The sequence below is a fragment of the Streptomyces sp. enrichment culture genome (genome assembly GCF_964272855.1).
GTDB lineage: Bacteria > Actinomycetota > Actinomycetes > Streptomycetales > Streptomycetaceae > Streptomyces.
Window position 1 is genome coordinate 4594557 of record NZ_OZ186847.1, and the last position, 13484, is coordinate 4608040.

A 13484-nucleotide genomic window follows, 5' to 3' on the forward strand; every position below is an offset into this window, starting at 1 on the left:
TGCCCCCAGCGGCCTCACTCAGAGGCCGGGCACCCAACTCGCTCACGGCACAAGGCCGACCCGGCAGTCATGGCGAAGACGCTAGCGGCGGACCCGCCGGTGCGGCAAGGTCGTTTTCGTGCGCGCACTGCTCTTCCTCGACATCGACGGGACCCTGCTGCCGTTCGGCGGACCGGGCCCGTACCCGGTGTACGAGAGCCCGCACGGCCCGCCGCCCCCCGGCCACCCCCTGCTGAACCGTGTCGACCCGGCACTCGGGCCCCGGCTGCTCGCCCTGGGCTGCGAGCCGGTGTGGGCGACGACCTGGCCGGCCGACGCGAACGCGCTGCTGGCGCCGTGGCTCGGGCTGCCCCCGCTGCCGGTCGTGGACCTGGCCGGCGCCGAGGACCCGCCGCGCGGGGGGCGGCACTGGAAGACCGGCCCGCTGGTCGCCTGGGCCGCGGGCCGGCCGTTCGTCTGGGTCGACGACGAGATCACCGACGCAGACCGGGCCTGGGTGACCGCACACCACCCCGGCCCGGCGCTGCTGCACCGCGTGGACCACCGGTACGGCCTGAGGGAAGCCGACCTCGCGGTGCTGCGGACGTGGCTCAGGGACGCCGGGCGCGCCCCAGCACCTCCGCGACCCGCATGAACCCGTCCGAGCCGTGACCCAGCCCGATCACCCGGCGGGCCTGCCCCTCGATCGCCCGCATCAGACTGGCCTCGATGCCGTGCGCCTCGGAGGCGTGGACGATGTGCGCCATGGTGGACGCCCCCGAGGTGATCGGGTTCAGCTCGCCCGAGTACGTGCCGCTGTCCACGTCGTCGGCGAACTCCTCGAAGAGCGGCGGCAGGATCGCGGCGATGCCCTGCGCGAACGGGGCCAGCTCCCGCGCGGAGACACCCTCGGCGCGGGCCACGGCCACCGCGTGCGCGTAGCCGCCCATCGCCGTCCAGAAGATGTCCAGCAGCGCGATGTCGTACGAGGCCGCCCGGCCGATGTCCTCGCCGAGGTGGGTGTGGGCGCCGCCGAGCACGTCCAGGACGGGCTTGTGCTCCGCGTACAGGTCCTGGGGGCCGCTGAACAGGAAGACGGCGTCGGGGGTGCCGATGGTGGGGGTCGGGGTCATGATCGCGCCGTCCAGGTAGCGGACGCCGTGCCGGGCGGCCCAGTCGCCGGTGTCGCGGGCGCGGTCCGGGGTGTCCGCGCTGAGGTTGACGACCGTACGGCCCTTCAGGGCGTCGGTGACGGCCTCGCGGCGCAGGACGGCGTCGGAGGCGTCGTAGTTGACGACGCAGACGACCACGAGAGCGCTCGCCGCGACGGCCTCCTCCGCCGACCCGGCCGCGAGCGCGCCGCGCGCCACCAGCTCGGCGTCCCGGCCCGGGGTGCGGTTCCAGACGGTGGTGCGCACGCCGGCGTCCAGGAAGGCGCCGGCCAGGGCACGGCCCATGGGGCCGAGGCCGACGACGGTGACGGAAGCGGACGCGGGGTCGGTGACGTTGCTGGACATGAAGAAGCTCCTGCTGTTGTTCGAGAACTGACTGACGAGCTGACTGGCAAATCAAGACGAATGGGGCGAAGATGACGCGCAGCCGTGCCCGGGATCTGAATGTCTGTGGAGTGACCGCCGCGATCTCGGTGATCGACGGCAAGTGGAAGACGGCCCTGCTGTGGCTGCTGGAGTCGGGCCCGCACCGCCCCGGCGAGCTGCGCCGGAAGCTGCCGGGCCTCAGCGAGAAGGTGCTGACTCAGGCCCTGCGTGAGATGGAGGAGGACGGTCTGGTGCACCGGGAGGCGTTCGCCGTCCTGCCGCCGAAGACGGTGTACACGCTCACCGATTTCGGCCGTGAACTGTCCGAGGCCCTCGCTCCTCTCTCCGACTGGGGCCACCGCCGCCTGGACCGGCTCGCGGAGGCGTCCTGACCCGCCTTGATCACCTGTGAACAGCCTTTTACGGGCGCCGGACGCTGCCAAGTACCCACTTTTTTGTGGGTGTTCGGCGGCGCCGGTGGCGACGCCCGGGGCGGAGCCGAGGTCGACGGCAACTTCGTCGAGGAGTGGAGCTCCGACTTCCTGTAACTCCGGCGATCCGGCCGTCGCCGGTCTCGTCCGGCTCGGCCGTCTCGGTGAGGGTTCGCACAACGTGCTGATCTTCGTCAATCCGGGATCGGGCAGCCGCGACCACACGGAGAACACCTTCGACGTCGTCTGAACCCCGAGCCCGTCTCGGGAAACGTCCCGACGGGGCCCCGTCCCGGGGCCCCGTTCCTCGTTGCGGGGCGCGGCCGCCGGACGGCGGGCGGCGGTGCGACAGGTGGGTGCTCTTGCAAGCAGGGTGCTTGCAATTGTTAGCGGGGCTGCGGCATGGTGGACGTATGGCATCGCTCAACGTCGGCAATCTCGGCGAGTACCTGCGCGAGCAGCGGCGTAACGCCCAGCTCTCGCTGCGGCAGCTCGCCGAGGCTGCCGGGGTGTCCAATCCGTATCTGAGCCAGATCGAGCGCGGGCTGCGCAAGCCGAGCGCGGAGGTGCTCCAGCAGGTCGCCAGGGCGCTGCGGATCTCCGCCGAGACGCTGTACGTGCGGGCCGGGATCCTGGACGCCGAACACGGCCGGGACGAGGTCGAGACCAGGGCGGTCATCCTGGCCGATCCCACGCTGAACGAGCGGCAGAAGCAGGTGCTGCTCCAGGTCTACGACTCGTTCCGCAAGGAGAACGGGCACGAGGAGACACCCACGCGGAGTGATGCCGGTCCGCGACAGACGGCCGGTTGACCGGACCAGGGAACACCGGCCGGCGGCCGCGGACCGCCCAACCCTCAGCCGAACAGTGATCCGGGAGGACCATCACCATGGCCATCACCGACGACCTGCGCAAGACCTTCAGCGACCCGACTCCGCTCTACTTCGCCGCCGGTACCGCCGACCTGGCCTTCCAGCAGGCGAAGAAGGTGCCCGGTCTTGTCGAGCAGCTGCGCGCGGAGGCCCCGGCGCGCATCGAGGCGGTCCGCAACACCGACCCCAAGGCCGTCCAGGAGAAGGCCACCGCCCGCGTCAAGGAGACGCAGGAGACCCTCCAGGCCAAGGTCACCGAGTTGATCGGCGGCCTCGACGTCGATCTGAGGAAGCTCGGTGAGACCGCCCAGGACTTCGCCCTGCGCGGCGTCGGCGTGGCCGCCGAGTACGCCGTGAAGGCCAGGGAGACGTACGAGAAGGTCGCGGAGCACGGCGAGCAGGCCGTGCGGACCTGGCGCGGCGAGGCCGCCGAGGGCATCGAGGACCTGGCCGTGGCCGTCGAGCCGGACCCCGGGCCGAAGCCGCAGCCGGTCGCCGTCAAGGACGAGCCCGCCGACGCGTCGGCCGCGAGGAAGACGCCGGCGAAGAAGGCGCCGACCCGCAAGACCACCGCGAAGAAGACCACGCCGTCCGCCGAGTGACGGCACACCGGGCCGCCGGGCACTCGGGGGGTGCCCGGTCCGTTGTCCCGGGTAGCGGGAAGGCGGTTGCGGGTACGGTGACCGCGTAAGGACAAGCCGAGTCGGGTGGTGGACGTTGTGCTGATGCAGGGTTTCGCGGGGTTCCTGTGGCTGCTGAACCTGGCCCTGATCCTTTTCACCGGCTTCGCGCTGATCGATGCCGCCACGCGGCGTGAGGACGCCTACCGCGCGGCGGACAAGCAGACCAAGCCGTTCTGGCTGATCATTCTCGGCCTGGCCCTCGTGGTCAGCCTGATCTTCGGCATCCTGTCGTTCCTGCCGATCATCGGCCTGATCGCGACGATCGTGTACATGGTCGACGTCCGGCCGGCCCTGCGCGGCATGCCCGGCGGCGGCCGCAGCCGCCGCGGCTCCAGCAGCGACGGCCCGTACGGCCCGTACAACGGCGGCCGCTGAGCCCCCGGGGTTCCGAGGGCTTCCCAAGGCCCAAGGGCCTTCCAGGGACCTCCCCGGGTGTTCCTTACGGCACCCGGTCGAGCAGCAGTACCGCCACGTCGTCCGTCAGCTCGCCGCCGTTCAGCTCGCGGACCTCGTTCACCGCGGCCCGCAGCAGCTGCTCGCCGCTCAGGCCCGCGGCCAGCTGGCGGCGCACCATGTCCACCATGCCGTCCTGGCCGAGACGGTCCCCGCCCTCGCCGACGCGGCCCTCGATCAGCCCGTCGGTGTAGAGCATCAGGCTCCACTCGGCGCCCAGCTCCACCTGCATCCGCGGCCAGCGGGCACCCGGCAGCAGACCGAGCGCGGGGCCGTTGTTGTCGTACGGCAGCAGGCGCGGCTCCCGGCCGGGCCGGGCCACCAGCGGCGCCGGGTGGCCGGCCAGGCACAGGCCCGCGCGGCGGCCGTCGGGGGCTATGTCCACCGTGCACAGCGTCGCGAAGATCTCCTCGTCGGACCGCTCGTGCTCCAGCACCTGCTGGAGGGTGTTCAGCAGCTCGTCCCCGCACAGCCCGGCCAGCGTGAGCGCGCGCCAGGCGATGCGCAGCTCCACACCGAGCGCGGCCTCGTCCGGGCCGTGCCCGCAGACGTCGCCGATCATGGCGTGCACGGTGCCGTCGGGCGTACGCACGACGTCGTAGAAGTCACCGCCGAGCAGCGCGCGGGAGCGGCCGGGCCGGTAGCGGGCGGCGAACCGCAGCGCGGAGCCCTCCAGCAGTGGCGTCGGCAGCAGGCCGCGCTCCAGGCGGGCGTTCTCCTGGGCGCGCAGGCGGCCCTCGGCGAGCCGCCGCTCGGCCGTGTCGGAGCGCTTGCGCTCGACGGCGTACCGGATGGCCCGGCTCAGCAGCCGGCTGTCCAGCTCGTCGCGGAACAGGTAGTCCTGGGCGCCCACGCGGACCGCCTCGGCGCCGCGCTCGGCGTCACCGGACGCGGTGAGGGCGAGGACGGCGTGCCGGGGCGCCAGCTCCAGCACATGACGGAGCACGGCCAGCTCGTCGTCGTCGGCCTCACCCGCCCGGCCGGGGGCCGGCAGCGCGAGGTCCAGCAGGATGCAGTGGACGTCATCGGTGAGCAGCCGCTCGGCCTCGGTGAGGTTGCGGGCGGTGCGCACGCGGATGGGCTTGCCGGCCTGGTCGAGCAGCTCGGGCACGATCGTCGAGCCGCCGGGATCGTCCTCGATCAGCAGCAGCGTCAGGTTCGTATGGGCGTCGGCGCTCTTGCCGGCGGTGTCGGAGATGTTCTGGGCCGTGTCTTCCTTGCGTGGGGCCACGGCACCGGACTCTCCGGAGGTGCCGTCGGTGGACGCGGCGGGCGCCTGACCACTCTCCACGGCCGGGATCGCTCTCTGCCGCGGTACGGGTACGGGCATTGTCTTTACTTCCTTCCCTCCCCCCGAGGGCACGGCTGGGCGAGGGACCTCGACCCACCGACGGGGACCATAGCGGGTGTCGGCGCCGCAGCGGAATGGTCTACGGCACCCCGGGCCGACGCGGGCCGCTGTCATATGCCGCGTTCCGTATCGCAGTTGGACAGGGTGACGGGGGGCCGGTGATGACGAACGTCACGTCCTGGCGGGGTTTGGCACGGGCCGTGACGTGGAGTGCGTCACGTGGGCCAGGTCACCAACTGGGTGGCCCGCCCCGTCAGTCGGCCGGGCGCTCGATCAGGTGCTTGAACGCGTCCAGATTGCGGGTCGGCTCCCCGCGCGCCACCCGCCACTCGTACTCCCGCCGGATCGCGCTCGCGAAGCCCAGTTCCAACAGTGTGTTGAAGCCGCCGTCGGCCGCCTCCAGGACCTGGCCGAGGAGGCGGTCCACCTCGTCGGCGGTGACCGCGGCCAGCGGCAGCTTGCCGGTGACGTAGACGTCGCCCAGCGGGTCCACGGCGTAACTCACGCCGTAGAGCCTCAGGTTGCGCTCCAGGAGCCAGCGGTGGACGCCGGCCTCGTTCTCGTCGGGGTGGCGGATGACGAAGGCGTTCAGGGAGAGGGAGTGGCGGCCGGCGATCAGCGAGACGGTCGTCGACAGCTTGCGGGTGCCGGGGAGCTTCACGACGAAGTGGCCGGGCTCGGGGCCCTCCCACTCCAGCTCGGCGTCCTTCAGGACGTCCTCGATGACCTGCGCGGCCCGCTGCTGTGCCTCACCCGTGGACTCACCCATGGGGCGAGCGTACGCGACGCCGGTGGGCCTGCAGCGCGGCCGTGTACACCTCCGCGGTGGTGGCCGCGGAGGCCTCCCAGCCGAAGGAGCGGGCGTGCGCGGCGGCGGCCGTGCCCATCCGGTCCGCCAGGGCGGGTTCGGCGGCGAAGTCGTGCAGCACGCGCGCGTAGGCGGCCGGATCGTGGCCCTGCACGAGGACGCCGGTACGGCCGTCGCGTACCGCCACCGGGAGGCCGCCGACCGCCGCCGCGAGGACCGGCGTGCCGGACGCCTGCGCCTCTATGGCGACCAGCCCGAAGGACTCGCTGTACGACGGCATGACCAGGACCGACGCCGCGCGGAACCAGTCGGCGAGGCGGTCCTGGCCGACGGGCGGGTGGAAGCGGACGACGTCGGCGATGCCGAGGCGGGCGGCGAGCTTCTGCAGGCCCTCCGGCTTGGCGAGGCCGCTGCCGCTGGGCCCGCCGACCACGGGGACGACGATCCGGGGGCGCAGCTCGGGGTGCTCGTCGAGGAGGACGGCGACCGCGCGGAGCAGCACGTCCGGCGCCTTCAGCGGCTGGATGCGGCCGGCGAAGAGCGGGATCAGGGCGTCCTGGGGCAGGCCCAGGCGGGCGCGGGCGGCGGCGCGGCCGTCGGCCGGGGAGAAGCGGTCGAGGTTGACGCCGGGGTGGACGACGGCGACCTTGGCGGGGTCGGCGGCGTAGTGCCGGACGAGTTCGCCGGCCTCCTCGGCGGTGTTGGCGATGAGCCGGTCGGAGGCGGCGACGATCTGGGTCTCGCCGATCACGCGGGCGGCGGGCTCGGGGGTGTCGCCGTCGGCGAGGTTGGCGTTCTTGACCTTGGCCATGGTGTGCATGGCGTGCACCAGGGGGACGCCCCAGCGCTGGGCGGCGAGCCAGCCGACGTGGCCGGAGAGCCAGTAGTGGGAGTGGACCAGGTCGTAGTAGCCGGGGCGGTGGCCGGCCCAGGCCTGCATCACGCCGTGGGTGAAGGCGCACAGCTGGGCGGGCAGCTCCTCCTTGGCCAGGCCCTCGTAGGGGCCCGCGTCGACGTGCCGGACGAGGACGCCAGGGGCGAGGTCGACGGTGGGCGGGAGGGCGGCGGTGGTGGCCCGGGTGAAGATCTCGACCTCGATGTTGATCGCGGCGAGCCGCTGGGCGAGTTCGACGATGTAGACGTTCATGCCGCCCGCGTCGCCGGTGCCGGGCTGGTGCAGGGGGGAGGTGTGCACGGAGAGCATCGCGACGCGGCGTGGCCTGCGGTGCAGTCGCAGCCGCGCGGGTGTGGCCGGGGAGCGCCGTCCGAGCCTGCCGATGTACTGGCTCACGGGCCGTTCCTCCTTGCTGCGGGCATGCCTGCGGGAGGACGTGCGGGCCCTCCAAGAGGCGGCAACGCTGGATTCGGCCACTCCATTTCCGCCGCCCCGTTCTTTGCCGAATCATTACCGACTTTCGCTCAACCGTTCGAGCGTCCATCGCGTGCCGCTCCAGGCCGCCTACCCTCGTATCCATGACATCCCGCGCGGCGACCCGCCCCCACCCCCGGCTTCGCTCGAGCGGCGGGGCCGTCGTGGGAACGGTGACGCGCGGGACGACCAACCCCAACCGGCTCCGCCGCATGGACCGCTGGATCGCGGCCACGCATGGCCGTGAGCTGCGGCGCGCCGCCGACCCCGTCGCCGTCGACCTCGGCTACGGCGCCGCCCCTTGGACGGCCGTGGAACTGCTGACGCGGCTGCGGACGACGGCGCCCCACGCGCGCGTGGTCGGCATCGAGATCGAACCGGCGCGGGTCGCCGCGGCACGGCCGTACGAGCGCGACGGGCTGACCTTCCGGCACGGCGGCTTCGAGGTGCCGGTCCCCCAGCGCCCGCACCTCATCCGCGCGGCCAACGTGCTGCGCCAGTACGACGAGGCCCAGGTCGCCGCCGTCTGGGAGCGGCTGTGCGCCCGGCTCGCCCCGGCCGACCCGGAGACCGGCTCACGCGGCGGGCTGCTGGTCGAGGGCACCTGCGACGAGATCGGCCGGCGGCACGTGTGGGTCGCGCTCGGCCCCGAGGGCCCGCGCACGGTGACCTTCGCGACCCGGCTGGGCTCCCTGGAGCGCCCCTCGGACCTGGCGGAACGGCTCCCCAAGGTGCTGATCCACCGCAACGTCCCCGGCGAGCCGGTGCACGCCTTCCTGTGCGACTTCGACCGCGCCTGGGCCGCCGCCGCGCCCTACGCCTCCTACGGCGCCCGGCAGCGCTGGATCCGCGCGGTCCGCGAGCTGACGGCGGACTGGCCGGTGACGGACGGTCCGGCGCGGTGGCGGCAGGGCGAAGTGACCCTGACCTGGGAGGCGTTGGCGCCGCGCTGACGCCTGCGCGCCCCGCGCGCCCCCCCCGGAACGATCTCCGTGAGTCGTTCGTCACACAGGCGGGCGGATCGCCGTACGGCGCGCGGATCGGGGGAGTGATTCACGGCCTCTGTCGTTTTGCGCCACGGCATGGCACGATCCCTCAGGCGACCGTAAGTTACTGACGGTAAATCAGTTTGGGGGCAGTGGTATGGCAAGGGGCAGGCGTGGCTTGATCTCGGCGGCCGTCACCGTCGTCTGCGCGGTCACCGTACTGGCGGCACCCGGCCCGGCGTTCGCCGCCGCCGGCGCACCCCGTCCCACGCCCACCCCCTCGGCCTCCTCGTCCCCGGCGGCCTCGACCGACAAGGAACTCGAAGAGGTCCGCGAGCGGCTGGAGAAGCTCTACCGCGAGGCGGCCGCCGCCACCGACGCCTACAACGCGGCGGAGGAGAAGGCCGACGAGCAGTCCCGGCAGCTCGTCGAGCTGGCGAAGAAGATCGTCAAAGGCAAGGAGAAGCTGGCCGAGCTGAAGGAACGCGCGGGCGCCGCGGCCCGCGCCCAGTACCGCACCGGCGGCCTCCCGCCCGAGGCCCAGCTCATGCTCAGCGAGGACCCGGAGGAATTCCTGGACGGCACCGGCCGGGTCCTCCAGGGCGAACGCGCCACCAAGCACCTGATCGAGGAAACCAAGCGCACCCAGGAGGACTTGGAGCAGTACGCCGCGGACGCCTCCGCCCAGTGGAAGAAGCTGGAGGCCAACCGCAAGGCGAAGGCCACCGCCCAGAAGAAGATCGAGAAGCAGATCGCGGCGGCCGAGAAGCTGGAGTCCCAGCTGGAGAAGGAGGAGCGGGAGCGGCTCGCCGAACTGGAGCGCGAGGCCGCCCGCAAGGCGCAGAACGACTGGCTGGACACCGGCATCCTCGACGACCTCGACGGCAAGGCCACCGCCCGGGGCAAGCAGGCCGTGAAGTACGCCACGGCCCAGATCGGCAAGCCGTACGTGTGGGGCGCCGAGGGCCCCGACTCCTTCGACTGCTCCGGCCTCACCTCACAGGCCTGGGCGAGCGCCGGCCGCGGCATCCCGCGCACCTCCCAGCAGCAGTGGCAGCAGCTGACCCGCGTCCCCGTCGAGGACATGCGCCCCGGCGACCTCGTCATCTACTTCGACGACGCCAGCCACGTCGGCATGTACATCGGCGACGGCACCATCGTCCACGCCCCGCGCCCGGGGCGCACGGTGACGATCGCGGGGGCGGGGTCGATGCCGATTCTGGGGGTTGTGCGGCCGGATGCCGGGTGAGGCCGGCAGAGGCTGTGTGGTGGGGCGCCGTGAGGCGTTCCTTCACGCCGCCCCACTGGGTGGCTCAGCCGAGCAGACGGGCTCCGCGACTCTCGGCGACCCGCAAGACGTCACGTAGCGACTCGGTCAGCCGCGCGGAGAGGTAGCGCAGTTCCTCAGGGCCGGTCTTGGGGTCGTCGATCAGCGCCTGGGCGTGGCCGAGCAATGCGTCGCCCATGTGGAGCTGAACGGACTCGATGTCGTCGGCGAGTCTGGAGAGATAACCCCTTTCGTTGCCGTCGCACAAGAGATAACAGGCCTTGCCCTCGGAGCCGGACCAGGGCAGGAGGCGGGCGGCAGGGCGGGGCTGGGGCGACTGTCGGTGGCTCACGGCGCGGCCACCTCCACTCCGTGGATCCCGCGTGTGCCGTGTCGGCGTAGTTGTCGCCGGTGGTCCTTGAAGGCCTGGCGCTCCGCGGGGCTGAGGACGTAGGGGCGTACGACTGCCGAGTCCTCGTCGGCGAGGGGGTGTTGGTGTGTCGGCAGGGGGTGTGCGGGCGCCGGAGTCGGCGCGGCTGAGCCGGAATGCGCTGTCGGAGCGAGCAGGCGCCGGGGCGCTCGATGCCGCCCGCGGGGTGGCAGTAACAGTCGCAACAACGATGGGCCATGCCCCCCGGGCCGTGTCAGCGGCCGCGGGGGTTCTCGCGTCTCGCATACGCCAGGCTCGACATCGCCAAGAACCTCGACGCCACTCAGCTGTCCGCCGAGCGGCAGGCCAGGCTGCTGATGGACATCGGTCGCGCCCACGTCCAGCGGCGGCAATTGGGTGACGCGCTGGGGTACTTGCTGAAGGCCGAGGCCGTCGCACCCGACCTCGTGCGCAGCCACATTGCCGCTCGCGCCGCAGTCCGTGAACTGATGCTGATGGCCGGCCGCTCCGCTTCGCCGGAGCTGCGCGGACTGGCCGAGCGGTCGGATGCGATGGGCTGAGCGGTGGGGCTAGCGGCGGCGTTTCCTGGCCTTGCGGGTGGAGGCGGCCGCCCTCAGCTTCTGGGCCTCGTAGAGCTTGCCCTGGGCCTCCAGGGCGTTGGCCAGGCTGTGGGTGATGGTGCCGGCGATGGGGTGCTCGCGGCCGACGGCCCGGCGGACGCGTCCGCGCGCGTCTCTCAGCAACTCCTCCGCCTCCGTGTACCGGCCGACGTGGAGCAGTGCCCTGGCCAGGCTGTCCATGGAGTCCAGGGTGAGCGGGTGGTCGACGCCGAGCACGCGGCGGCGTCGGGAGAGGGCGTCCCCGAGGACGGCGAGCGCGTCCTCCGGCCGGTCCATGCGGAGCAGTGTCAGGCCGATGCTGTCCATGACGTCGAGGGTCTCGGGATGGTCGTGGCCCAGCACCCTGCGGCTGTGCCGGAGCACCTCGGAGCCGATGCGATAGGCCTCCTCGTTCCGGCCGAGGTGCCCCAGCGGGGTCATCAGGCGGTGTGTGGAGTGCAGCGTGTCGGGATGGTCGTCGCCGCACACGGCGCGGCGCCGGTCCACCGCGTCCTTGACGATGTCGTGGGCCGCCGCGTACTGGCCGAGGCCGTTCAGCGCCGCGGCCAGGGTCATCTTGGTGCGGAAGGTGTCGGTGTGGTCCTCCCCGAGCACGGTGCGCAGCCCTTCCAGCGCCCCCGCGACGGTGCGATGGGCTTCCTTGTGACGGCCCAGGTCGTTCAGCGCGCCGGACAGGGCCTGGGCGGCGCGGAGGGTTTTGGGGGCCTGCTCCCCGAGCGTCGCCCGCTGCCGGTTCAGCACATCCAGGTGGACCTCGTACGCCTCCGCGTACCGCCCCAGGTGCCCCAGAGTCACCCCCAGGTCGTTCGCCGAGCTGAGAGTGTCCTGATGGTCCTTGCCCAGCACCCGGCGCCGCCGTTCGAGGATGTCCTCCACCAGCGGCAGGACCTCCGCGTGAGCCGCGAGGCCGTCCATCGCCCAGGTCACCATGTGCGCCGCGCTCAGCGTGTCGGGATCGTCCTCGCCGAGCGTCCGCGTCCACCGCGTGTGCAGCGTCTCGGCGAGGCGCCGGGCCGCGTGCGGCTGGGCGCTGCGTACCAGGTAGGCGGCGGTCTTCAGCAGGGTGGGGCGCAGTTCGGGTCGCTCACTCAGCGCCTCCAGGGCCGAGATCAGATGCGGGGCCGACACCGCCCACTCGGGCCAGGTCCCCGGCAGCTCCGGATCCCCCGGATCCACCGACGTCAGCAGCGCCGCCACGTCGTCCCGCAGTGCCCCGGCGTCACCGTCCCGCGCCTCCTGCCGTACGACCGCCTGGGTCAGCCGGTGCACCTGGAACGCGTCCGGACCCACCACGGCCAGCCCGTACCGCGCCAGCGGGTTGAGCGCGTTCTGGGGCCAGCGGAAGTCGTCGGGGTCGCCGGGGACCGTGGACAGGCGGGAACGGGCGGCCACCAGCCACCCCGTCGGCACCGGCTCCGGGCCGAGCAGTGACGCGAGCCGGAGCACGGCGACCGCCTCCTGGTGGCCGTCGTTCAGCTGGTCCTGGGCGATGGTGATGCTCGCGGCCAGCGAGGCCGGATAACCGTGTGCCTTGCCGTGGTCGAGGAGCTGCGCGGTGTTGGTCTTCAGCACCCGCAGATACTGGTCGACCGGCATCCCGTCGCTCAGCACTCCGGCCGCCTGTGCCAGCGCCAGCGGCAGATCGCCGAGCGCCTCGGCCAGTGTGGACGCCTGCTCCTCGGTGAGGGACGGCAGCTGACGGGTCAGGTGGGCCAGCGACTCCTCGCGGCTGAACACGCCCAGCTGGAGACCCGGCACGATCTTGCCCCATGCCGGGTTGCGGGAGGTGATCAGCACGTGCCCGGGTCCGTCGGGCAGCAGCGGCTCCAGCCGCTCGGGGTCCTCCGCGTTGTCCAGGACGATCAGCCAGCGTTCCCGGGTTCGCAGGAACTCCCGCGCGTACCGGGCGTTGGCCTCCACCCCGGCGTCCGGCTTGGCAGCTCCGACTCGGGCGGCCAGTTCGGCGTAGTGCACCGGGATCTGTTCGCTCTGCTCGGCGTCGATCCACCACACGATGTCGTACTGGGCGGCGAACCGGTACACGTACTCCAGCGCCACCTGCGTCTTGCCGATGCCGCCCGTGCCGTGCAGCGCCTGCACGGCGGCGTGCCGCTCGGCCAGCAGCTTCCGGCGTACGTCGCCGATCACGTCGTCCCGGCCGGTGAAGTGCGGGTTGCGCCTGCGGCGTACCTCCCACACCGCCGACGCCGAGGCGGCGGCGGGGAAGCGGGGATGCGGGCCCTGGGCGGCGGCCGGGGGATAGACGGGGGCCCGCTCCGGACGCGCGGGTCCGCGCACCGCGTCCGTCAGGGCCTTGACCGCCGCGTCCTCGTCCGGCAGTTCGTGCAGGTCCACGCGGATCAGGGAGGCCAGGACCGCCGGCATGGCGTCCCTCTCCAGCTGCTGGACGACCACCGGGACGAACCGGCCCCGGCGGGCCACCGCGGCCCGCCACTCCTCCTCGGTGTACCGGCCGGGCTCGAAGTAGTGCGGCGAGACGACGGCGACGACGGCGGACGCCCGCTCCAGCGCCTCGTTCATCCTCTTCACGAAGTCGTCGCCGGCCCGCCAGTGCCAGAGCCCCAGCTCGACCCGGTACCCGGCCGCCTCCAGATGCCAGGCCACCCATTCCGCCCACTGGCGGTCACGCCCGGCATGGCTGACGAAGATCAGTTCGGACTCGTCGGACATCCCCGTCTCCCACCCCGGCGGCCCCAAGGGGCCCTGTGCAGCACG

14 protein-coding genes are annotated in these 13484 nt (G+C 72.7%); 8 read left to right on the forward strand and 6 right to left on the reverse strand.

What is annotated here, in order from left to right:
• Positions 1-118 precede the first annotated feature (118 nt).
• The gene (locus ACSU6L_RS20080) at positions 119-634 is read left to right on the forward strand and encodes a hypothetical protein (protein WP_437058658.1); all 516 of its coding nucleotides are present in this window, start codon (positions 119-121) and stop codon (positions 632-634) included.
• Here ACSU6L_RS20080 and ACSU6L_RS20085 read toward each other — a convergent pair.
• Positions 591-1496: an NAD(P)-dependent oxidoreductase gene (locus tag ACSU6L_RS20085; RefSeq protein WP_437058660.1), complete on the reverse strand. Its 906-nt coding sequence runs from the start codon at positions 1494-1496 to the stop codon at positions 591-593. The genes ACSU6L_RS20080 and ACSU6L_RS20085 overlap by 44 nt on opposite strands.
• Positions 1497-1567: 71 nt before the next feature.
• Between ACSU6L_RS20085 and ACSU6L_RS20090 the strand changes: the two genes are divergently transcribed.
• The 4 genes from ACSU6L_RS20090 (at position 1568) to ACSU6L_RS20105 (ending at position 3878) form a co-directional block, all read left to right on the forward strand.
• A complete protein-coding gene (locus ACSU6L_RS20090; RefSeq protein ID WP_073941703.1) occupies positions 1568-1909 on the forward strand; it encodes a winged helix-turn-helix transcriptional regulator in 342 nt (113 codons plus the stop codon).
• 452 nt (positions 1910-2361) lie between these two features.
• Entirely contained in the window at positions 2362-2760 is a 399-nt protein-coding gene (locus ACSU6L_RS20095) for a helix-turn-helix domain-containing protein (protein WP_437058663.1), read from the forward strand.
• Between the two features lie 77 nt (positions 2761-2837).
• Complete coding sequence (locus ACSU6L_RS20100) at positions 2838-3422, forward strand: hypothetical protein (protein ID WP_437058665.1); 585 nt, start codon at positions 2838-2840, stop codon at positions 3420-3422.
• A 123-nt stretch (positions 3423-3545) separates the two neighbouring features.
• Positions 3546-3878, forward strand: a complete 333-nt coding sequence (locus tag ACSU6L_RS20105; RefSeq protein WP_198948518.1) for a DUF2516 family protein — start codon at positions 3546-3548, stop codon at positions 3876-3878.
• A 64-nt stretch (positions 3879-3942) separates the two neighbouring features.
• Here the strand turns inward: ACSU6L_RS20105 and ACSU6L_RS20110 are convergent, their stop codons facing one another.
• From ACSU6L_RS20110 to mshA, 3 genes are all read right to left on the reverse strand, one after another.
• On the reverse strand, positions 3943-5286 hold the full coding sequence (locus ACSU6L_RS20110) for a PP2C family protein-serine/threonine phosphatase (protein WP_437058667.1): 1344 nt from the start codon (positions 5284-5286) through the stop codon (positions 3943-3945).
• 274 nt (positions 5287-5560) lie between these two features.
• A complete protein-coding gene (locus tag ACSU6L_RS20115) occupies positions 5561-6076 on the reverse strand; it encodes a YbjN domain-containing protein (RefSeq protein ID WP_073941698.1) in 516 nt (171 codons plus the stop codon).
• Complete coding sequence (gene mshA, locus ACSU6L_RS20120; protein WP_437058669.1) at positions 6069-7406, reverse strand: D-inositol-3-phosphate glycosyltransferase; 1338 nt, start codon at positions 7404-7406, stop codon at positions 6069-6071. The genes ACSU6L_RS20115 and mshA overlap by 8 nt, the downstream gene beginning before the upstream one ends.
• 182 nt (positions 7407-7588) lie before the next feature.
• On the opposite strand from mshA, the gene ACSU6L_RS20125 reads away from it, so the two are divergent.
• Positions 7589-8437 carry a class I SAM-dependent methyltransferase gene (locus ACSU6L_RS20125; protein WP_437058671.1) on the forward strand — a complete coding sequence of 283 codons (849 nt, stop codon included), beginning with the start codon at positions 7589-7591 and terminating at the stop codon, positions 8435-8437.
• Positions 8438-8627: 190 nt separating this feature from the next.
• Entirely contained in the window at positions 8628-9719 is a 1092-nt protein-coding gene (locus ACSU6L_RS20130) for an NlpC/P60 family protein (protein WP_437058673.1), read from the forward strand.
• Between the two features lie 64 nt (positions 9720-9783).
• Here ACSU6L_RS20130 and ACSU6L_RS20135 read toward each other — a convergent pair whose 3' ends face one another.
• Positions 9784-10089 (reverse strand): hypothetical protein, encoded by a 306-nt coding sequence (locus ACSU6L_RS20135; RefSeq protein ID WP_437058675.1) that lies wholly within the window; start codon positions 10087-10089, stop codon positions 9784-9786.
• A gap of 275 nt (positions 10090-10364) precedes the next feature.
• Here ACSU6L_RS20135 and ACSU6L_RS20140 point away from each other — a divergent pair, with 275 nt between their 5' ends.
• Positions 10365-10688 (forward strand): hypothetical protein, encoded by a 324-nt coding sequence (locus ACSU6L_RS20140; protein ID WP_437058677.1) that lies wholly within the window; start codon positions 10365-10367, stop codon positions 10686-10688.
• Positions 10689-10697: 9 nt separating this feature from the next.
• On the opposite strand, the gene fxsT is transcribed toward ACSU6L_RS20140, so the two are convergent.
• Positions 10698-13439 (reverse strand): FxSxx-COOH system tetratricopeptide repeat protein, encoded by a 2742-nt coding sequence (fxsT, locus tag ACSU6L_RS20145; protein ID WP_437058679.1) that lies wholly within the window; start codon positions 13437-13439, stop codon positions 10698-10700.
• Positions 13440-13484 lie beyond the last annotated feature (45 nt).

Excerpts from the sequence above, each read along its gene's own strand:
- ACSU6L_RS20085 (WP_437058660.1), bottom strand. The coding sequence starts at position 1,496 with ATGTCCAGCAACGTCACCGACCCCGCGTCCGCTTCCGTCACCGTCGTC.
- ACSU6L_RS20090 (WP_073941703.1), top strand. The coding sequence starts at position 1,568 with ATGACGCGCAGCCGTGCCCGGGATCTGAATGTCTGTGGAGTGACCGCC.
- ACSU6L_RS20095 (WP_437058663.1), top strand. The coding sequence starts at position 2,362 with ATGGCATCGCTCAACGTCGGCAATCTCGGCGAGTACCTGCGCGAGCAG.
- ACSU6L_RS20100 (WP_437058665.1), top strand. The coding sequence starts at position 2,838 with ATGGCCATCACCGACGACCTGCGCAAGACCTTCAGCGACCCGACTCCG.
- ACSU6L_RS20105 (WP_198948518.1), top strand. The coding sequence starts at position 3,546 with ATGCAGGGTTTCGCGGGGTTCCTGTGGCTGCTGAACCTGGCCCTGATC.
- ACSU6L_RS20110 (WP_437058667.1), bottom strand. The coding sequence starts at position 5,286 with ATGCCCGTACCCGTACCGCGGCAGAGAGCGATCCCGGCCGTGGAGAGT.
- ACSU6L_RS20115 (WP_073941698.1), bottom strand. The coding sequence starts at position 6,076 with ATGGGTGAGTCCACGGGTGAGGCACAGCAGCGGGCCGCGCAGGTCATC.
- ACSU6L_RS20125 (WP_437058671.1), top strand. The coding sequence starts at position 7,589 with ATGACATCCCGCGCGGCGACCCGCCCCCACCCCCGGCTTCGCTCGAGC.
- ACSU6L_RS20130 (WP_437058673.1), top strand. The coding sequence starts at position 8,628 with ATGGCAAGGGGCAGGCGTGGCTTGATCTCGGCGGCCGTCACCGTCGTC.
- ACSU6L_RS20140 (WP_437058677.1), top strand. The coding sequence starts at position 10,365 with ATGCCCCCCGGGCCGTGTCAGCGGCCGCGGGGGTTCTCGCGTCTCGCA.
- fxsT (WP_437058679.1), bottom strand. The coding sequence starts at position 13,439 with ATGTCCGACGAGTCCGAACTGATCTTCGTCAGCCATGCCGGGCGTGAC.